This is a genomic window from Peredibacter sp. HCB2-198, assembly GCF_045999315.1.
Classification (GTDB): Bacteria; Bdellovibrionota; Bacteriovoracia; order Bacteriovoracales; family Bacteriovoracaceae; genus Peredibacter.
The window spans coordinates 2437879-2456382 of record NZ_CP174607.1 but is presented as its reverse complement, the minus strand read 5'-3'; the positions used below and the strand labels follow the sequence as shown (position 1 = coordinate 2456382).

Genomic DNA, 18504 nt, shown 5'->3' with positions numbered 1-18504 from the left:
GGGTGCTGCGGCATCTGTTAGCCTTTAAGAATGAAAAAACTTTTCACTCTCCTATTGTTCGTTTCATTTCAAGTTCATGCCAGTTTCACAGGAAGTTTCTCAGGAAGCGGAACGGCGGTATTTGCCAGTGGTCGCACTTATGAGTGTTCTGAGATTTTTCTTCGTCTCGAAACAACTCCTGAACTCTTTCGTCTAAGAGATGGTGGTTATAATTGTGGCGGTCTTTTGAATGCCTCATTTGATCCATTTAAGATGAGCATCCGAAATGGAAAGCTGTGGAACCTGGAAGAAGAACTGGGAACCATCAGTGATCGCGAAATTAAGTATCAAATCTTTGATCCGGCCGATGGATCGACATATTTTCTTACTCTCACAAAAACTCAACAGGGCGAGATTCTTTATCATGAACAATGGCATGATGGAGAGAAGATCGCTTTAACTATTAAAGGAACTCTCAAATGAAAACACTTCTTTTAACTGCTCTCTTCTTTAGTTCATCCGTATTTGCCATGGAACTTCGATGCGAGGCCAAGCACAACGCTGAAACCGTTCTTTCAAATTCAATTAGCTTAAAAGATAAGACTGTGATCGGAGAAATCGAAGGTTTCCGTTTCATGGCCAATGCAAAATCTCAAAATATGGTTGAGATCGAGGCCTATAATGCTTATGAACCATCTCGTACTTATGCGACGGGGAGTTTGGATAAGGCAGGAGCTTTTGTGGATTTGGCCATCTGGAAGCGTGAATTCTTAATGGAAGTTCGGTGTACTCGTCTTTAAAATAAAAAAGGCCCCGTTAGGGGCCTTACTTTATCTATTTCTTTTCAAGATCGTTTAGACTTACTCTTTCAATATTGTACTTTAACAGAAGACCTGATGTATCCAGAAGATTGGCACCCATTTTCTGGATAAGCGCTTCACCGTTTGAGAAAATCGCTTCGATTCTCACTGTTGTACCGGCCTTAAGATTTCCAGCATCAGTGGCCAGTTTTACTTTTTCTTTTTTCGAGAAGCCTTCCATTGATTCAACTTCACCAGTCACATCATAAACGCTGGCGTTATATTGAGCGACTTGTGGACGGTCCACACCGATGTTCTTTCTGATTTTACCGCTTTGACAACCAATGCGAGCAGTACCAATTTCAAACACGCGGTAAACCTGGCAGTGTCTCACATCATCTTTATCAAAGTTTACTAGCACGAAGTGACCGGCCTTTACACCGTTTACACCAGAGTCGATTTCACGGCTCACGTCAGAAAGGTTGATTTTTACTTTCTTATGAGTTTGGTAGTCGAAATATGTAGCAGTGCCTGCTTGCTCGTTGACGTTATCTAGTTCAACTTGCATCCCAGATGGAATGTGTAGGTATCTCCAGTTGCGGCCAATAAGTTCAGCGTTAGCAGAAAATGAGAAAGTTTGAGCTAGAACCAAAGAGAGCATGACGAATGACTTTTTCATAGGATCTCCTGTTGAGTAATTTTTAACTAGCGTACCATGTGAGGGGCGGAGCAGAGTCATCAAGGGAAAGGATTACAAGGGGTGTATAAAGTTTAGACACCCCAGTCTTACTAAGGGCAAACTGCCTGTTTTCTCGCTTTAACGAGCTTTCTCTTGTCCCTTGGGGCCTTATCCACCAGATATTCCGCAAGCTTTCTTCTTTTCTGGTCTTCATGAACTTCTAAAGAACAGCTTGCAGATAAAAACTGATCAACCATTTCATAGTTTTTATTCTTTAAACTTTGATTAAAGGCAGAACTGATCTCTTGATAGGAGTTTTTCCATCCAAATGGGTAGTGATTGCCTTTAATGAATTTGCCAACGGCGGACACTTCATTTTGACGAATAAGAGTGTTTAAAATATCCGTTTTGCAGTCCGGTTTATCCTTAGAGCAATCAACACCTAGTCTATTATTGAGCTCATTTAATCTTCCTGCTTCAGTCATTTTAAGCAACATATCAGCACTAGAATTTACTCCAGTGATGACCCTCGTTTCTTGAATCAATTCCTCATTCAGGAGCATGAACCAATAATTGTTTTTGTCATAAAAATAGAAATCAATACCGCTTTCTTGCAAAATTAAAGTCTTAACGAGAGAACGATTGCGATTGTCATAAAAGCAGGATGTTACCATTTTGCGTTTAGCAAGAAACTTCTTTATCTCTTGGTCTAACAGAGAAGTACTAAGTATTAAGGTTCTAGCGTCCCCAGGAATCAGAAAGCTAACTTGAATGGTTCCATAAATTATTGAGCTATATGGATCTTTGGCCAGATAAAATCCCCTGCCCGCAAGATTCATTCCCTGACTCTTGAAAGAAAACTTCAAGATTTCCTCCAGGCCTCGATTTGCTTCAATTATAGATTGGGCCTTTTGCCTATCTGTTTCATCGGCCGCCAAGAGCGTTAGCATCGGTTGAGCATTCGTATAGTGGTAAAATATCCTAGAATCGGTGATTGAACTTAGAGGAACTGCTTGCTCTTCTATACTCTGAATCCTGAACTCTGATCTGTCTATTTTCAAAAGCTTTTCAGCGCAGGACTTTTCAACAGAGTACTCAGAATAGTCCCCATTAATCTCTTCATGAAGAGATATTGCAGGAAAGGCCGAAGTTGTGATTAATCCCAACAGGAGTAACGAGATAATTTTTTTCATGAGAAGATTTTAGATGAGGTCTTCTCAATAAAGCGCTTAAAGCGAAGAACTTTCAAGGCCGTCAAAAAACTAAACGGCCCACTATGAAGTCAGGCATTTGGCCATGCTCCATAGTGAAATCCGGATCACTTGTTCTTTACTGGAACTGGTTTTGGAAATAGCTTGTCCCCATAAATCACCATCACCACACTCATAAGAATTAAACCGCCAGCAATTGCGACTTTTAGGGTGAATGGTTCATTTAACCAAACCACTCCGAATAAAATCGCGAGCATTGGATTCACCAGAGCATAAGTAGATGTAAGTTCGGTACGAACATTACGAAGAAGATAACTGTAACAAGTATAGGCCAGGATGGTTCCGGCCAAAGCAAGGTAGGCCACACTTAAAATTCCACTTAGTGGAACACTTCCCCAGTTCACCGCTCTTTCACCTACGACATTAGACATAAGAATGATAAACATCCCACCACTTAAAGTCTGAATGGAAGCACGCGGGAAATACGGCGCCTTGGAAGTTGAAGTTCTGAGAATAAGAGAACCTGTAACCCATGAACAGTTCGCAAGCATAAGAGCAACAATGACTTTCCAGTTACTGGCCTCAGCATCACCTAATGAAATGAGAGTAATCCCCGTGAGCCCAATGGCAAACGCAATAAGTGCGCTTACTGTAGGTGCTTTCTTCTCAAAACCTAACCAGTTAAAGAGAATAAACATCACCGGAATAGCACCTACAATCAGGGCCGCAATACCTGAACTGATATACTGTTCCGCCCAGCATACGCCAGCGTTTCCAAGTGTTAGGAAAAATCCCACTAGCATTTCGCGACGAATTTCTTTCCCCGTCATTTCTTTAATGCCCTTCCCTTTTGCAATCAGAAAGAACACCATTCCTGCCAGCACAAATCTCATGCCAGACAATAAAAACGGTGGGAAAGCATCCAACCCCCATTTAATGGCGGTGAAGGTCGAGCCCCAAATGATATAAATAACAGCGAAAGATAGGATTATTCTTATGTTCATGCGACATCCTCTTGATCTTAATAATAAAGAAAATATAAGATCAGAACAGATACAGAATCTTTAAATTTTAACCAGAACAGATTTTTATGCTTTACCAGACAATAGTTGACTTCTTTATTGAGAATATTGAAAAGGGCTCCATCCTTCCCGGTGAAAAGCTTCCATCTCTGCGAAAGATCTCAGATCAGTTCGACGTTTCTCTGTCCACCGCAGTTGAGGCCTATCGAAAACTCGAACTGTTTGGTTATGTCAGTGCTAAAGATCGAAGTGGCTATTCCGCTCGTCTGCCTTCTCAAAGTGAAAATGTTTTAAGACCTTCTGAAAAATTTCGTTCTAAGATCAGTGAGATTGAACACATTGATGAAATTATTGATCTTATTAACCAAACCATGGACATCGAGACAGCACCTTTTGGAGTCGGAACTCCCGCCCTGGAGAAATTCCCTAACCGCATGGTGAACAAGTACATGGTTCAAACCATTAAGCATCAACCCCATTCAACTGGTGCTTATATTTTTGGAATGGGCCTCGAGGATCTGCGCCAAGAACTTTCTCGCTGGATGAGACCTTGGGTAGGAGTGAGTTCTTATAAAGACATACTCATCACCAATGGTTGTCTTGAGGCGATTAATATCGCTCTCGCCTCTGAATGTGATGCCGGAGACATTGTGGCGATTGAGTCCCCATGCTACTTCGGTCTTCTTCACGCCATCCATCACCATGGACTTAAGGCCCTTGAAGTGAAAACTGATCCCAAAGAAGGACTTGATCCGGAGGCCTTCGAGACTCTTGCGAAGAGCAACAAGATCAAGGCCCTCATCTCCACTCCCAACGCTCAGAATCCTTTGGGCTTCACCATGAGCGATGAGAGGAAGAAACAAATTCTCGCGATTTGCCACAAGTATAAAATCCGCCTGATTGAAGATGACCTTTATGGTGAACTTTCATTCGATAAAAAACGACCGAAGAGTTACAAGTATTTTGATAAAGAAGGCATCGTTACTCATTGCTCTTCATTTTCAAAATTCCTTGGACCTGGTCTTCGTATTGGTTGGTGTATCCCGGCGGAAAATTCGGACCGCTACATTCGCCAGAAACTGAGTCTCAATCTTTCGACCTCCACCCTTACTCAATATGTGGTGAGTAGTATTTTAAGAAATGAAGATCTTTTGAAAGTGGGACAAAACCTGGGGGCTTATTATCAGCAAAATATTCAAATCTATTCTAACGTGATCAATGGCCATTTAGGCTCAAAGGTCTGTCTTTCTGATCCTACCGGTTCTTATTTTCTTTGGGTCAGAGTTGAGGGGCTGAATGCACTTGAGGCCTTCCAGAAGGCCAAACGTCAGAAAATTTCTTTTACCCCGGGACCTTTGTTTTCGGCCACTCGCCAGTATCAGAACTATCTTCGCGTTAATTGTGCTCATGAATTTAATGAAAAGAGAAATCAGGAATTAATCAGACTTTGTAAAATATTGGGCGGATAAGCACCACCCTGAGGTGGTGCTTTAAATGTTACTCTTCAACACTGCTTTCTTGTTGTTTGTTTCTTAGTTTTTCTTTCTTACGTTCCTGACGTTCTTTAATCGAAAGTTTCTTTTTGCCTTTATCTTGTCCCTTTGACATAGAACACTCCTTTGTCGTTTTAGGCGTCGAAAAGTTATAACAAGAACCCAGACGAAAGACATATCCAGAAGCAATGAATGTTCCGCTTCAAATCTTAAAAAAGTATGGAGGCCCATTTCACGATTATTCTTCCATCTATAAGGCGATGTGCATCTGTGAGATGATGCGTTCACGAAACAGCATGGAGAACGTTATGGAGAATATTTTAATTGTTGCAGAAAACGAGGAACTAGCAGAAATCCTGGTTAATTATTTGAACTCGAATAATTTTATCGCTCATGCCGCTTCATGTTTAATGGATGCGCAAGAGAGATTAAGAGAAACTCAGTATAATTTGGTCATTGCAGACCTGCCCTCAATGAAGACACCGGATCTAGAGCTGTGCCAAAGAATTCGCTCGGTGGATCAGAGTTTACCTCTCTTATTCATGTGCGACATAGAAGGGAACTTCTTTACGGGATTTCACCTGCAATTTGTTGAGTACATTATTAAACCTTTCCGTAAGGACGAGTTTAATCGGAAAATCCGTGCTCTCTTAGGTGACTCGATTAAGAAACAGATCGTGGTGTCTGCATAACGAAGAGCCCGTATTTGAAGGCACCCGTTCGATATCCCAGTAGGATCCGCGGAACGGTCAAAGCAAAGCGGCGCTCTTGATGGTCACGATTGAAGAAATATTTTAGTCCCTTGGTTTCCTTAAATAGCTTGAGAACTTCTTTGGAACTGATGAGCCAAGTTTTCCAAACCTTCTGGCTTAAATCAGTATCTTCGAGAAGCTCCATGCCGCTATCTTGAATGAGCTTTAGAACTTCTGATCTGGTACAAAGTGATGGTAAGCGGCCTTCCTCGCAAATCGGCCCAAGGAGATGCCTTCTCTCCCAAACGGAAGGTTCATCTCCCGCAAGCCAGGCAGTCATCACAAACTTCCCACCAGGTCTTAAGACTCGACGGACTTGTTCAAAATAGCGGCTCTTATCTTTGATGTGAGAAAAACACTCAATGGAGTAAGCGCCACTAAACTCACCCGCCCGAAAACGGTTTTGCAAAAAGTCCCCGAGAAAAAAGCGTGCTCCGCTTTGAGGATGAGCGGCCGCATATTCAAATTGTTTTCGAGAGACAGTGATCCCGGTGACTTCATCGGCCCCCATGGCAAGAGATAATCTCGCGGTCTCCCCATAGCCAGATCCAATATCAAGTAAATGAGCATGAGGTTCAAAATAAGAGAGAACTTTTAATGAAAGCTCAACGACGGCCTCTTCCTTTGAGATGCCCTCTCTTTCCCACAGTCCATGGTGCAAGTGAACACCCCAATGCTCTCGATAGAACTCATCGAGTTCATCATAGTGATGGGAGACTGAACTTACCTCAATAGAAAAGTTCTCAATCATAGGCATGAGCTTCCTATGATTGAGAGAATCTCTCAAGACCGGGTGCTTTTAGAAATATTTTGCGAGTTTTAAAATCAGAAAATCACTGAGCTTTCTAATTTTTCGCGGAACTTCTTTTTGATGGGGAATGAGAATCTGAATTGGCACAGAATCAATTTTCCAATCTTTGTAGACCTGAACTAACTCTCCTCTATTGATGTGTTCAGTCACTAAAAACTTTGGAACAAGGGCCACGCCATGTCCACCCAGGGCCATGGTTCTCAAAATAAAATGATTGTTACTCATGAAGTTAGTACTTGGGACCAAGGTCTTTTCTTCCTGACCTTTGTAAATCTTCACATTGGATTTAACACTTGAATGAGCGGCAGAAAGAAAGGGAATTTTATCCAGTTCATTGATCTTCTTAAAAGGATGTTTGCGGAAAAGATCAGCGCTCACGACGAAAATTCTTTCCACTTCGCCCACTTTTCGAACGAGCATGGAACTATCTTTGATTTTTCCGATTCGAACCGCGAGATCAATGGAGTCTTTAACCAGATCCACATACTGATTACTGGCGTGAATCATGAGTTGAACCTTAGGATGTTCCTGTGCGAACTCAAGTCCAAATCCACCAATAAGCTCAGATCCCAAATCTTCAGGAACCGTGACTTTAATGAGACCACTGACTTCCTCAGAATCCGTCCCCACTTCATCCAAAGAATTATAGAGTCCGGTTAGGGCCGGATTCGTTTTTTCGAAGAGGTCTCTTCCCGCTTCCGTGAGCTTAAACTGACGGGTGGTACGATAAATAAGTTGAACACCCAAGTCTCTTTCTAAGGCCAGGATATTACGACTCACTCGCGACTTGGGCTGCTTTAAAAGTGCAGCTGCCTTCGAGAAGCTTCCACTGGTCACCACTTTGTTAAAGACACGTAATTGGTTTAAATCAATGTTTTCCATGGGTTCCTCACTGTCCTATTATTGCAACAAAGTTTCCGGCTTCTGTCTACTATTGAAACAGCGCCTCTTGGACGAAACTAGCCTTAGAACAAAGCCGGGGGCGGTATGAAACAACTCATTTTAACAGCACTCTTTAGTCTCTTCCTTATGAACGGAGCCATGGCCCGCACCAACTATACTGCGGGAACTTATAAAATTGACTCCGAATCATCCAAAGTTGGCCTCGAAGTTACCCACCTCACAATCCCGACCGCTCACGGCAGTTTTACACACATTGATGGAATCATTGATTTAAAAGAAAACTTCGAAGACTCAAAGGTCTACGTTTTAATTGATTTCCTGGACTCAGAAAGAAACTCACAAATTGAATTTGTAAGCACTCATATCTCTGGAACACTTGCTAACTTTAACCTCACAGGCCTCCTTAGCATTCAAGGAGTGACCCAAAAAGTAACATTTAAAAGTCATTACCTAGGGGTGGTGGCCGATGGTTACGGTAATGATAAGGCGGCCTTCATCGGGCAAACAAAAATTAAAGATGGCGATGAGGAAGTGAAGATTGATCTTCGCATTCTTGCCAACCGTCCGAACAAGGAAACGGCATCGGTCTTTAATGAAGTTCAGGAGATCATCAAATGAACACATTCCTCAAAGTCCTGCTCTTTATTGGAAGTATCCTTCTTATGGCATGCGCAGAGGCCCAAGATTTTACATATGATAAGACCTACACCCATGACAACACCTTCTGTCGTGTTGATGGAAAAAGAATCGAGATCGAAGTTAAAAGTCTTTATCAATACACGGCCCCGGACGAAGCTGAATATGGCGAAGACCTTTTCGTGATTGCAAATGGAAAAAAGACTCCGATTAAGTTCAACTCGAACAATATTGGACGTTACCGCCTCTTTAAAGGAAACAATAATTACTGTACCAAGGCCTTTTCAATCCGTTTAAATGAATCAGAACTTGCCATGTTCTTCCTAAAAGATAACCGCCCATTCAACGATCAACTTCTCTATATGGTTTACGACTTCAAAAAGAACGCAGTTGTGAGAACTTCTGAGACCATTTTTTTAAGTGAAAAGGCGGAAGTCAAAAACAATCGCCTCCACTTTCTTTCCAAACCAGAGGTGATCGAAAAAGATAGTGGCGTCGTCAGTATTGAAGGCAAACCTTACTACTTCTCAGAAAAGGCCTTTCTCCCTTGGGTAAGTTTTAATGGACAAGAATTTGTACTCAACATGGAAAGAAGCTTTGAAGAGTTTGAGGGGAAGAAGCTTTTTAAGGACCTTAATATCTTTGTCCAGTTCTCAACTCTCAATCAGTTGAAACTAAATCAATTTACGACTTATAAGATCGCAGTGAACCATGAACTGAAACGCACTTGTATTAGCTTTGATGACAATGTCTGGAAATGTCACTAAGGAATAAGCACGAGCTTTCCCACCGTCTTTCCTGATTCCAGGTCTCGATGAGCGTCCCCGACTTTCTCTAAAGCATAGGTCGTGATCTTTGGGACTTTTAGTTTCCCTTCACCGAACCACTTCATAAGATCCATCATCGCCTCATTAAAGAGATCCTTTCTCGCAAATAAGAAAGATAGATTGAAAGCGAGGATACTTTTGTTTTGCGAGGTCATATTGATGGGATTAAAGCGAGGAGTTCTTAGATAATCCACCACCAGTTTCGGCCAATTCACCTTGCCTCCAGTTTTAGGTAGCATGGTGTGTGCGCCATAAGAAAAGAGTTTACCGCAAGGGGCGAGATGGTTGTAACTCTCCTGAAGTGTTTCAACTCCGTTGGCATCAAAAGCGAGGTCCACTCCCTCTGGAGCGTACTCTTCTACTTTTTTCCACAGGTCTTCAGTGGACTTATCAATAATGTAATCACAGCCCAATTCTTTGAGTGGTTGAACTTTATGAGATGATCCCACAACACCTATAGATTTAATCCCAGCTATCTTACATAACTGAACCAATGAACTCCCTACTCCACCGGCCGCTGAATGAATGAGAGCGATCATTCCCGGCCGAACGATAACATTTTGAAAAAGCGCATGATAGGCCGTCATGAAAACTGCTGGTATCGCGGCCCCCTCTTCAAAACTCATATTCTCTGGAAGATGAAATAACTGATGCTCGGGAACTAAGACCTTTGAGGCGTAGGCATTAAAGAGTGTCACTCCAAAGACCCTCTCGCCTTTTTTGAATTTAGTGATGTTTTGTCCGACTTCTTCAACGATACCGGCGAATTCGAATCCTGGAGTAATGGGCCATCCCACAAACTTCTTGGCCGATTCGTAGAGACCCCAACGGATGGCAATGTCGGCGTAATTCACCCCAGAGGCCCTGACTTCCACCACAATGGAATCAGCATTGGCCTTAAGATCTGGGTGAGTTTCATATTTTAACTGCGAGTAATCCCCCGCTTTATGGATCACAATCTTCTTCATGAAGACATCATACTCTACTGTCAAAACTATTTACACCCTTTGTATCTCTTACAGCTCAGGGCGATGCTCACACTGCTCCATAGTAAAATGAGGCCATGAAAGATCATAAACTCAAAATCTTATGTATCTCGACTCTGTCCCTCGCCGCCCTTCTTTTTAGTTTGGGCTCACGTGCCGCTGAACAGGTGAAGATCCCTGAAAATCACTGCGCTCCTCGCACAGATTCAAAGCGATATGTGGATACACACTTTAGCACCAGCTATCCTCGCACAGTGGTTTTTGAATGTACTTATGACTGCCGAGTTAATGGCCGCTTAGTAGATGTGGTAGGAACTAAATACGTTACAGTGAGAAATATGCAAGAAGACGCCACTGATACCGGGTGCCAAGGCGTGAAAGTTAAAAAAGTGTCTTGGGGCTGGGACTTTGATGGTGTTGAACCATTCTATGCTTATCAAACGGCCATGCCAGAAGTGAAGCGTTTTGCCTTTGAGAACATCTCACAGAAGAACGCCACTGAAACAAAACTTCTGACTGAACTAAAATCCAATCTTCAGCAAGTCACAGATGCTTATAAAAAAGTTGGCTGGGGACAGTTTAAAGACGCTTCAGACGTAATGGATAAAATTATTGCTCAACTTCCTGGCAACACAACTCTTCTCGATAAATACATTAAACAAATCGTCGACAAGGGTGGAGATGTTTCACTCGATGGAACAGGTCTATCGCTAGTACTGGTTAATTTAAAGAGTTCGGCGGCCTGGAGAATCCCAAGCCACCTATTTTAGGATTTTTTAACGAACTTAAGTCGGCGGTAAACGAGCATTCGATTATTGGCCGGCATCTCTTGATCCTCCAATAATTCAAAGCCATTTTTTTCCATATTATTATTCACATCTTCAAAAGAGCGAATCCCACTCAGGGGATCTCGGGCCTTCAGTGTTTGATCAAATTCACGGTTACTGTCAGAAGTAAACTCGCCATTATAGTTGAAAGGTCCGTAAATCATCGCAAGAGATCCCTCGCGCAGCCGATGACCCAATAACTTCATCAGCGACTTACACTCTTTCCAATGCATGATATGAAAAGTATTGGCGGTATAGACCACATCAAACTTTAACTTGGGAAAATCATCCTTACCCACATCTAGTTTAACCGGCGGGAAGATGTTCTGAATCTTCGCCTCTTTAAACCACTGGATCATGCCAGCATGATTCACTTTCAGGTCCGAAGGATGCCACTCCATCCAAGGAAACTCGGGGGCGAAATAAACTGCGTGCTGTCCCGTCCCTGAACCAATCTCTAATAAACGTTTATGTTCGTGAGTAATATGTTCTTTAAGGACCCCGAGAATGGGGTCCTTATTTCTTTCACAGGCAGCGGAAAATGGTTTTTCCATAGTTACTTCTTAAACGGAAGTTCGCCCAAGTAATCTTTCTTACCGATCTCCACACCATTATGACGAAGGATTGAGTAAGCAGTTGTCACGTGGAAGTAGATGTTTGGTACTGCATGGTGAATCACATACTCAACACCTGTAAGATATTTACCTTCCCAACGAGGCTGAGAGATATGTTTTGTTTCAGCGTCTTTAAAGTCAGCGGCAGAAACTGTTTTTAGGAAAGCGATGGTTTCTGCGATTCTGTTTTTAAGTTCAGGAAGTGTTTTCTCCGAATCATTGTGAACAGGAGCTTCTTTACCAGATAAGCGAGCGGCACAAAGTTTGGCCGTATCACAGGCAATTTGAACTTGTTTAATCAGATTGAATTGGTTTGGAGTGAGACGTGAGTTCAAAAGAACTTCTACTTCAAATTTTTTCTCCGTCGCAAGTTGAGCACCTTTATCCAAAATAAGGTCAAGGTTATGAAGCATCTTAATGAATTGCGGGACTGTCATATCAAATAGCATAAAAAGAACTCCTTTTAGTGATGCCATTAAATCTACTCCTGGCCAGAACTCGTGTCACTTCAAAACTCGAAGTGCCGCGGTGAGGTATTGATCATTTTTGCTCTCTATGCCTGATTTTTTTCTCCCATGAGAATGAGGCATGCGCATTCTTTGTTTACTTTTGCTTCTTATCTCTTGTGGGAAAAGCTCCTCCGGTAGCAACATGACTACTTCCTTACCTCTCCTGATTCAATATGAACTTCCAGGACTGGGAAAAATGATGATTAAAAATGGAGTCACTCAAGTCTTAAGTGCTGAAGGAGTGCGGAAATACGGAGATCCAACTCCTCTTCTTCCTACAGATAAATTTCATCTCGGGTCTTGTTCCAAGGCAATGACAGCGACTCTTGCGGCAATTCTCATCGAAGAAGGGAAACTCAATTGGACATCAAACCTCAAAGAGCTGCTCCCGGAAATAAATCTTCACCCATCATTTCAGAATATGAGCTATGAAACACTTTTGGTTCATCGCGCTGGTCTTTCAAGAGCAAAAGATGACTCTCTGTTTAGAATGATTCAGTCTCCAACATACACTTCAACAAGTGCAAGAGAACTCATTACTCGCTCCGTGCTTGAAATGGCCCCTCTTACGACTCCCGGTTCTCGTTACGACTACAACAACACAAGCTACATCATTGCCGCCTACATTTTAGAAAAACTCACGGGCCAGTCTTGGGAAACCCTCATGCGAGAAAAACTTTTTAATCCCCTGAATATGAACAGTTGTGGCTTTGGTCCTACTTCTCCGGAAAATACCTGGGCCCACAAAGGACTTGTCCCAATACATGTGGATAATCCTGAAGGCTATGGGCCCGCAGCACGAGTCCACTGTTCACTTCCTGATTGGAGAAAATTTCTAGAGCAACACATAGATGGCTTTAATGGCATTGATGGAATCGTTCACGCCTCTACTTTTTTTAAACTCCACTCACAAGCTTCAACGGACAGTCCCTACACCTATGGCGGTTGGCTGCGCTTTGAAAGATCCTGGGCGCAAGGTCCAGCACTTACTCATGATGGCTCTAATACTGTGAACTATGCCAAGGTATGGCTCGCTCCTAAACTTCACCTTATCATGGCGGCCACCACCAACACTGGCGGAGCCGAAGCGGAACGAGGAACCAATACAGTCATCTCAGATATGATAAATAGAATGCTGTCTTCCACAATGTGATAACATCTTTTTGCTACAACTTTGAGTATGAGAACATCCATCTTTCTCCTCATATTCACTCTATTTCTTTCTTCATGTCAGAGAAGTGCAGGTCCGATCGAAGAGATCAACATTATTGATCTGGTCACAAGTTCCATTTTCGCGGGCCATGACAAAGTGATTACAACTTCTAAGACCACACTAGAGGCCCTTGCCACTGACATTCAGTCGTCAAGTTACCGGTGGACCAAAATCTCGGGAGGTCCAGCGAAGATTGAAAAGCCACATGCGCTTTCAACAAAAATTACTGGTCTTCGACCAGGGAAATATGTGTTCCGTATCACAAAAAAAGAAGAAGGTCTGACCCTAACTGATGAAGTTTCCATCACCGTGCGAGGCAGAAGTTAACTGAGTTAGTTGAAGAGGAAGAAGTGTATCATGCTCTCAAAGCTTTCTCTTGTTATGATCCTTGGATGGAAACTGAGAACAACAAGCGTTTCGTATTCAGTTATTACCACATCTTTCTTGGGCTTCTTGCCTTCTTAATTGTAAGAAGCTGTCTTGAAGGTGCTCAGATGCAGCGAATCTCCTATAGTGAATTCAAGCAGCATCTTGAACGAGGTGATATCAAAAACGTCACTCTCCGCGGAGACAGTGCCACCGGGGAATTTGTAAAGCCGATCAAGGGCCGAATTGGTTATCAAACCAACATTGTTCCTCAGGACATTGCCAATCAACTTGATAAATACAAAGTGAGTTACGAAAGCCTCGGTTCTTCTTCTTTTATGGGAACTTTTATTCTCTTCTTCTTACCTACTCTCCTCTTTATTGGTTTCTGGTACTACATCTTAAGGCGCGGTCTCAAAGGCATGGGGGGCGGTGGCTCTTTTATGTCCATCGGTAAAAGTAAGGCGAAGATCTATGTAGAGACTGATACCAAAACAACTTTTAAGGACGTTGCCGGCGCTGATGAAGCACTAGAAGAACTAAGAGAAGTGATCGACTTCTTAAAGAACGCAGACAAAGTTAAAAGCCTCGGCGGGAAAATGCCGAAAGGGATTCTTCTGGTGGGTTCTCCAGGAACAGGAAAAACTCTTATTGCGAAGGCCATTGCCGGTGAAGCAGGTGTTCCCTTCTTCTCGACCAACGGTGCTGAGTTCGTAGAGATGTTTGTCGGTGTGGGTGCTGCCCGGGTAAGAGATCTTTTTGAACAAGCAAAGAAAACTGCACCATGTATCATCTTTATTGATGAACTTGATGCTCTCGGAAAAACTCGTCACTCTAATATCATGGGTGGAAATGACGAAAAAGAACAAACCTTAAACCAACTCTTAGTTGAGATGGACGGTTTTGATACACAAGGTGGAATTATCATTATTGCGGCCACCAACCGCCCTGAGATGATTGACCCGGCCCTTCTTCGCGCCGGCCGTTTTGATCGTCAAGTGGTGGTCGATCGTCCTGACCGCAAAGGCAGAGAAGATATTCTTAAAATTCATTCTAAGAAAGTAAAGATGGAGCCGGAAGTTGATCTGGATACTATTGCTGGATTAACACCAGGATTCACCGGAGCTGATCTCGCTAATCTCGTGAATGAAGCGGCCCTGATCGCCACGAGAGAAAATGCCAACGCCATTAATATGAATCATTTCACTCTCGCCTTTGAACGTTCAATCGCGGGGATCGAGAAGAAAAATAAGATCCTTAATGCTAAAGAAAAAGAGATGGTGGCCTTTCATGAAATGGGTCACACCTTAGTTGGTTATTGGATGAGTCGTGATGATAAGATCCACAAGGTCTCTATCATTCCTCACGGCATTGGTTCCATGGGCTACACCATTCAACGTCCAACGGAAGACCGCTATCTTATGACCAAAGAAGATCTCGAAAATAAAATGGCCGTGCTTATGGGCGGTCGTGCTTCCGAGATGCTCATCTTTGGAAAACTCAGCACCGGAGCTTCCGATGATTTAGGCAAGGCCACCAATATTGCCCGTGAAATGGTCATGCGCTTTGGGATGACCGAAGAGCTGGGCTTTGTGACTTATGAAGAACCATCTTCAGCGTTCCTGGATGTTAAAGAAGGATTTTCTCGCATGAGCTACGCTGATGATACCGCCAAAGAAATTGATGAATGCGTGAAACGAATCGTCATGAACTCCTATTTACGGGCCTATGAATTCCTCAGAAACCATCGAGAGCTTTTAGAATCGGCCGCCGGGGCCTTGATGCTTCGTGAGACCCTCTCCGAAGAAGAGTTGAAGGAGTTTTTCAGCGTTCTCGATGATGAAAGAAGACCTTCTTCACCGGAAAATGAGACCCACATTCACTAAATCCCCTAACAATTGATTAAATCCTCATAGATTTCCATAGTTTAAGGCGTGTTGACGATATAAACACCGGCAGGTAAAAAGTTCAATCTCGCCCATGCAATTCGGGTATTTAGCTAAGATACCTGTGTGCAAAATGAACGAAGGATCTCTATGAAAAAGACTGCTGGATTACTTTTTACTCTTCTTCTTGCTGGTTGTGGTGGCCCTCAGAAGCACAAAACAGAAAAGCTTAATCTTTCTGAACAAACTAAAGGCAATACTTCAGTGGTTGTTCTTGGTGCCGAAATCACTCCTGAGTTTCAGCAAGAAATCATTAAGGCCGGAATTAAACTTGAAGGTCAAAATATTATCCGTCTGACTGGTGCAGCTTCAGACCTTAATCAATTAAATATTCCGGTTAAAGATAGTCTTGATTACTTACTAGATTCTGAAATTGAAGTTTCTCGTGATCAAGTGGGTAAACCAGATGCGGACGCCATTTATCTGGCGAAAAAAGAATTTGGGATTCTTGATCTATGGAAAACCAATCCTGAGGCCGATGGTCGCGGTGTGATCGTAGGCGTAATTGATGACGGTATCTCTCCTCATCAAGTAGGTTTCCAGAGAACCACAACAGGTGCCCGTAAGTTTCTGGCCAAAACATCTCAATCAACATTCTCAACTTACCCACTCGTGGATGCGGAAGATGGCTTCACGGTTGAAATTAAAGAAGGCATGACTTTCGGTGGGAAGCTTGATCTTAATCTCGATGGAACAATCAATAACTGGAAAGCATCGGTCTCTCTGGATGGCTCTCGCGTTTGCCTTGATCTAAACGTTGATGACAAATTTGATGATTCTGAATGTAAGGGAACGTTCGCCAAGACTGGCGACTATTATCTTCTTCCAAAGCAACCAACTCTTGCCCTGATGACAGAAGTTGATCTTGCGAAAAAAACTCTTAAAGTTCTTCAACCAGAGAAAGATGATGACTCCCATGGTGAAGGTGTGGCGAGTGTCATGGCCGCTCACAACTCAATGGGGGGAGCAAATCTTGATGGAGTTGCCCCAGGTGCTCAAATCGTTGATTACGATCTCTCTGAACTCACAAATAAACCGGTGGAAAACGAATACACCCTGGGAACATTCCTGCTTGCGATTGATTGGTTAGGTTCTCAAGGAGCAGAAGTGGCGAACGTGAGCTACTCACTGTTCTTCACTAATACCGCAACACAGGCCTTCATGAGTAAGGCCCTGGCCCAGATTATTGAGAAACACAATATCGTGGTGAGCTTCTCGGCCGGAAACAACGGTCCAGGTCTTGGCTCTCTTAACCGTCGTTTGATGTATCCTTCATCAACTCTCGTGGCCGGTGCTTATGTTCCAAAAGAACTAGATGAAAGAGTTTGGGGAACAACTGGTCTTCCGGAAGAAGGCCGCGTGGTTTATTACTCAAGTCGTGGTCCAGGTGCAGGTGGTGCGGGCCCAACTCTTATCTCTCCGCTCTCAAGCTTAACTCACTCTTCTCCAAATCTTGGTTACCGTGCTTTTAATGGAACAAGTTCTGCTTCACCGGCCCTTGCTGGTGCGGCCACCGTTCTTGTTTCTGCGATTAAGCAAGCTGGTCTGAAAGTAAATGCGGCCACGGTTGTTGCGGCCCTTCGCCTATCAGGCAGAAGAATTTCAAATGAGCCATTCGTGTCTCAAGGTTATGGTCTTCCACAAATTCCTAAGGCCCTTGAGATCTATAAGACCCTTATTAATGGTCAAAATTTCCAAAACATTGCGGTAAGTGTAAACCGTGGTGGTCTTGATGGAACGGCCGCTCAAGGCATCTTTGTTAAAACTTCTCAGTTAACAAACTCGGTTGAAACTTACCGCGTGTTGTTCACTGGAGAACTTTCTACTCTCGCTCCATCGGATGCAACTATTAACCTTCTGACTCCCGTGGATATTGAATATTCAAAAGGCATCAAAGGTCCAAAGGAACTTTGGGTGGCCGTTTCTCAAAGCCGAATCGCGGTCGATGTGAACGCTGAAGAAATGCTGGGTGACGTGAACGAGGCCTTCGGTGAAATTCGTCTTTACTCAAAAGCTGATAAAACTCTTCTGGCCGTAGTTCCAGTAACGGCCATTCGTGATCTTCGTCCTCGTACGTTCCTTCGTCAAAGCCTGACTGTTGGTTCTCAGGAAGGTGCTCGTATCCACTTAAACATTCCAGAGGGTGTTAAAGGTGTAAGAGTTAGAACACGCGTAATTGAAGGTGAATCAAGCTTTCTTAATCTTGGAACTTTTACTCCGGACTATGTCCGTGCTGAACAAATTGCTTTCACTCGCGAGTTCATCATGGCGACTCCTAAGCCAGGTCACTATCAGGTGACAATGCTGATGAACGGTGGAACTGAGCGCTCAGCAACGGTTGAGTTCGAGATGGAAGAAATTAATCTTAAACTTAATACGGACATTGCGGGTGCTGAAGGTGGCAAAATCAACCTCAGCAACCTGGCCCAATCTGCTCTTCAAGGTGAACTAGTACTTGTTCGTGAAGTATCTCCGATTAAATCTCAGATCTTTAATAACAAGAAAGACATTCCTGAGATCACCATGAATGTGGCCAAAGGGAGCTACGCCGTCGATCTTCTTCCAACCGCTCAGTACGACATGAGTTACTTTTATGCAAACTGTAGCATCATGGTTCAAAACGATAAGGGTGAGTTTGAGGCGACTGATAAAGCGACTTATCATAACGACACAGATAAAGAGGCCACTCTAAAGTTCCGTTGTGTGCCTTTTGATTGGGGAATCGCCGCCAATGATAATCTTTTCTGGAAACTTCAGATCTCTACGATTGTAGAAGAAGCGAAGGTAAGATTTGATCTCGGTGGAAGAATGAAGAAAGACTTTGTTCTACCAAAATTAGAACCTGGCATCTACCGAGTTGAGTACTCGACGATCTTTGAAGCAAAACGTATTAATCTTGGAAAAATTGAAGTCATCTGAATTGATAAGGC

At 43.1% G+C, this 18504-nt stretch carries 19 protein-coding genes; 11 read left to right on the top strand and 8 right to left on the bottom strand.

Annotation, left to right across the window (positions count from 1 at the left end; genetic code table 11):
* Window positions 1–30 precede the first annotated feature (30 nt).
* Window positions 31–462, top strand: coding sequence for a hypothetical protein (locus ACJVC5_RS12370; protein WP_408095830.1), 432 nt, complete (start codon window positions 31–33; stop codon window positions 460–462).
* Window positions 459–779, top strand: a complete 321-nt coding sequence (locus ACJVC5_RS12365; protein WP_408095829.1) for a hypothetical protein — start codon at window positions 459–461, stop codon at window positions 777–779. Before ACJVC5_RS12370 ends, ACJVC5_RS12365 begins: the two co-directional genes overlap by 4 nt.
* Before the next feature lie 34 nt (window positions 780–813).
* Here the strand turns inward: ACJVC5_RS12365 and ACJVC5_RS12360 are convergent, their stop codons facing one another.
* The 3 genes from ACJVC5_RS12360 to ACJVC5_RS12350 all read right to left on the bottom strand — a co-directional run bounded on the left by ACJVC5_RS12360 (window position 814) and on the right by ACJVC5_RS12350 (window position 3673).
* A complete protein-coding gene (locus tag ACJVC5_RS12360; protein WP_408095828.1) occupies window positions 814–1458 on the bottom strand; it encodes a hypothetical protein in 645 nt (214 codons plus the stop codon).
* Between the two features lie 110 nt (window positions 1459–1568).
* A complete protein-coding gene (locus ACJVC5_RS12355) occupies window positions 1569–2651 on the bottom strand; it encodes a hypothetical protein (RefSeq protein ID WP_408095827.1) in 1083 nt (360 codons plus the stop codon).
* Between the two features lie 125 nt (window positions 2652–2776).
* Window positions 2777–3673, bottom strand: coding sequence for an EamA family transporter (locus tag ACJVC5_RS12350; protein ID WP_408095826.1), 897 nt, complete (start codon window positions 3671–3673; stop codon window positions 2777–2779).
* Between the two features lie 86 nt (window positions 3674–3759).
* Between ACJVC5_RS12350 and ACJVC5_RS12345 the strand changes: the two genes are divergently transcribed.
* Window positions 3760–5160, top strand: coding sequence for a PLP-dependent aminotransferase family protein (locus ACJVC5_RS12345; RefSeq protein WP_408095825.1), 1401 nt, complete (start codon window positions 3760–3762; stop codon window positions 5158–5160).
* Between the two features lie 212 nt (window positions 5161–5372).
* Complete coding sequence (locus ACJVC5_RS12340) at window positions 5373–5876, top strand: response regulator transcription factor (protein WP_408095824.1); 504 nt, start codon at window positions 5373–5375, stop codon at window positions 5874–5876.
* Here ACJVC5_RS12340 and ACJVC5_RS12335 read toward each other — a convergent pair.
* A complete protein-coding gene (locus tag ACJVC5_RS12335) occupies window positions 5848–6687 on the bottom strand; it encodes a methyltransferase domain-containing protein (RefSeq protein ID WP_408095823.1) in 840 nt (279 codons plus the stop codon). The two genes, ACJVC5_RS12340 and ACJVC5_RS12335, sit on opposite strands and share 29 nt — an antisense overlap.
* 48 nt (window positions 6688–6735) lie before the next feature.
* On the bottom strand, window positions 6736–7629 hold the full coding sequence (locus ACJVC5_RS12330) for a LysR family transcriptional regulator (RefSeq protein ID WP_408095822.1): 894 nt from the start codon (window positions 7627–7629) through the stop codon (window positions 6736–6738).
* A 105-nt stretch (window positions 7630–7734) separates the two neighbouring features.
* On the opposite strand from ACJVC5_RS12330, the gene ACJVC5_RS12325 reads away from it, so the two are divergent.
* The gene (locus ACJVC5_RS12325; RefSeq protein WP_408095821.1) at window positions 7735–8268 is read left to right on the top strand and encodes a YceI family protein; all 534 of its coding nucleotides are present in this window, start codon (window positions 7735–7737) and stop codon (window positions 8266–8268) included.
* On the top strand, window positions 8265–9053 hold the full coding sequence (locus ACJVC5_RS12320; protein ID WP_408095820.1) for a hypothetical protein: 789 nt from the start codon (window positions 8265–8267) through the stop codon (window positions 9051–9053). Before ACJVC5_RS12325 ends, ACJVC5_RS12320 begins: the two co-directional genes overlap by 4 nt.
* Here ACJVC5_RS12320 and ACJVC5_RS12315 read toward each other — a convergent pair.
* Window positions 9050–10081, bottom strand: coding sequence for a synaptic vesicle VAT-1 family membrane protein (locus ACJVC5_RS12315; protein ID WP_408095819.1), 1032 nt, complete (start codon window positions 10079–10081; stop codon window positions 9050–9052). The two genes, ACJVC5_RS12320 and ACJVC5_RS12315, sit on opposite strands and share 4 nt — an antisense overlap.
* A 95-nt stretch (window positions 10082–10176) precedes the next feature.
* Between ACJVC5_RS12315 and ACJVC5_RS12310 the strand changes: the two genes are divergently transcribed.
* Complete coding sequence (locus ACJVC5_RS12310) at window positions 10177–10869, top strand: hypothetical protein (RefSeq protein ID WP_408095818.1); 693 nt, start codon at window positions 10177–10179, stop codon at window positions 10867–10869.
* Here the strand turns inward: ACJVC5_RS12310 and ACJVC5_RS12305 are convergent.
* A complete protein-coding gene (locus tag ACJVC5_RS12305) occupies window positions 10866–11480 on the bottom strand; it encodes a DUF938 domain-containing protein (protein WP_408095817.1) in 615 nt (204 codons plus the stop codon). The two genes, ACJVC5_RS12310 and ACJVC5_RS12305, sit on opposite strands and share 4 nt — an antisense overlap.
* Before the next feature lie 2 nt (window positions 11481–11482).
* Window positions 11483–11989: a DUF1993 domain-containing protein gene (locus tag ACJVC5_RS12300; RefSeq protein ID WP_408099239.1), complete on the bottom strand. Its 507-nt coding sequence runs from the start codon at window positions 11987–11989 to the stop codon at window positions 11483–11485.
* Window positions 11990–12191: 202 nt separating this feature from the next.
* Between ACJVC5_RS12300 and ACJVC5_RS12295 the strand changes: the two genes are divergently transcribed.
* The 4 genes from ACJVC5_RS12295 to ACJVC5_RS12280 all read left to right on the top strand — a co-directional run bounded on the left by ACJVC5_RS12295 (window position 12192) and on the right by ACJVC5_RS12280 (window position 18493).
* Complete coding sequence (locus ACJVC5_RS12295; protein ID WP_408095816.1) at window positions 12192–13202, top strand: serine hydrolase domain-containing protein; 1011 nt, start codon at window positions 12192–12194, stop codon at window positions 13200–13202.
* A 27-nt stretch (window positions 13203–13229) separates the two neighbouring features.
* Window positions 13230–13589 carry a PKD domain-containing protein gene (locus ACJVC5_RS12290; RefSeq protein ID WP_408095815.1) on the top strand — a complete coding sequence of 120 codons (360 nt, stop codon included), beginning with the start codon at window positions 13230–13232 and terminating at the stop codon, window positions 13587–13589.
* A gap of 23 nt (window positions 13590–13612) precedes the next feature.
* Window positions 13613–15514: an ATP-dependent zinc metalloprotease FtsH gene (gene ftsH, locus ACJVC5_RS12285; RefSeq protein WP_408095814.1), complete on the top strand. Its 1902-nt coding sequence runs from the start codon at window positions 13613–13615 to the stop codon at window positions 15512–15514.
* 150 nt (window positions 15515–15664) lie between these two features.
* Window positions 15665–18493 (top strand): S8 family serine peptidase, encoded by a 2829-nt coding sequence (locus ACJVC5_RS12280; RefSeq protein WP_408095813.1) that lies wholly within the window; start codon window positions 15665–15667, stop codon window positions 18491–18493.
* Window positions 18494–18504: the final 11 nt, after the last annotated feature.

Bases quoted from the DNA above. Each gene is read 5' to 3' on its own strand.
- ACJVC5_RS12370 (WP_408095830.1), top strand. From the start codon at position 31: ATGAAAAAACTTTTCACTCTCCTATTGTTCGTTTCATTTCAAGTTCAT.
- ACJVC5_RS12365 (WP_408095829.1), top strand. From the start codon at position 459: ATGAAAACACTTCTTTTAACTGCTCTCTTCTTTAGTTCATCCGTATTT.
- ACJVC5_RS12360 (WP_408095828.1), bottom strand. From the start codon at position 1,458: ATGAAAAAGTCATTCGTCATGCTCTCTTTGGTTCTAGCTCAAACTTTC.
- ACJVC5_RS12355 (WP_408095827.1), bottom strand. From the start codon at position 2,651: ATGAAAAAAATTATCTCGTTACTCCTGTTGGGATTAATCACAACTTCG.
- ACJVC5_RS12350 (WP_408095826.1), bottom strand. From the start codon at position 3,673: ATGAACATAAGAATAATCCTATCTTTCGCTGTTATTTATATCATTTGG.
- ACJVC5_RS12345 (WP_408095825.1), top strand. From the start codon at position 3,760: ATGCTTTACCAGACAATAGTTGACTTCTTTATTGAGAATATTGAAAAG.
- ACJVC5_RS12340 (WP_408095824.1), top strand. From the start codon at position 5,373: ATGAATGTTCCGCTTCAAATCTTAAAAAAGTATGGAGGCCCATTTCAC.
- ACJVC5_RS12335 (WP_408095823.1), bottom strand. From the start codon at position 6,687: ATGATTGAGAACTTTTCTATTGAGGTAAGTTCAGTCTCCCATCACTAT.
- ACJVC5_RS12330 (WP_408095822.1), bottom strand. From the start codon at position 7,629: ATGGAAAACATTGATTTAAACCAATTACGTGTCTTTAACAAAGTGGTG.
- ACJVC5_RS12325 (WP_408095821.1), top strand. From the start codon at position 7,735: ATGAAACAACTCATTTTAACAGCACTCTTTAGTCTCTTCCTTATGAAC.
- ACJVC5_RS12320 (WP_408095820.1), top strand. From the start codon at position 8,265: ATGAACACATTCCTCAAAGTCCTGCTCTTTATTGGAAGTATCCTTCTT.
- ACJVC5_RS12315 (WP_408095819.1), bottom strand. From the start codon at position 10,081: ATGAAGAAGATTGTGATCCATAAAGCGGGGGATTACTCGCAGTTAAAA.
- ACJVC5_RS12310 (WP_408095818.1), top strand. From the start codon at position 10,177: ATGAAAGATCATAAACTCAAAATCTTATGTATCTCGACTCTGTCCCTC.
- ACJVC5_RS12305 (WP_408095817.1), bottom strand. From the start codon at position 11,480: ATGGAAAAACCATTTTCCGCTGCCTGTGAAAGAAATAAGGACCCCATT.
- ACJVC5_RS12300 (WP_408099239.1), bottom strand. From the start codon at position 11,989: ATGCTATTTGATATGACAGTCCCGCAATTCATTAAGATGCTTCATAAC.
- ACJVC5_RS12295 (WP_408095816.1), top strand. From the start codon at position 12,192: ATGACTACTTCCTTACCTCTCCTGATTCAATATGAACTTCCAGGACTG.
- ACJVC5_RS12290 (WP_408095815.1), top strand. From the start codon at position 13,230: ATGAGAACATCCATCTTTCTCCTCATATTCACTCTATTTCTTTCTTCA.
- ACJVC5_RS12280 (WP_408095813.1), top strand. From the start codon at position 15,665: ATGAAAAAGACTGCTGGATTACTTTTTACTCTTCTTCTTGCTGGTTGT.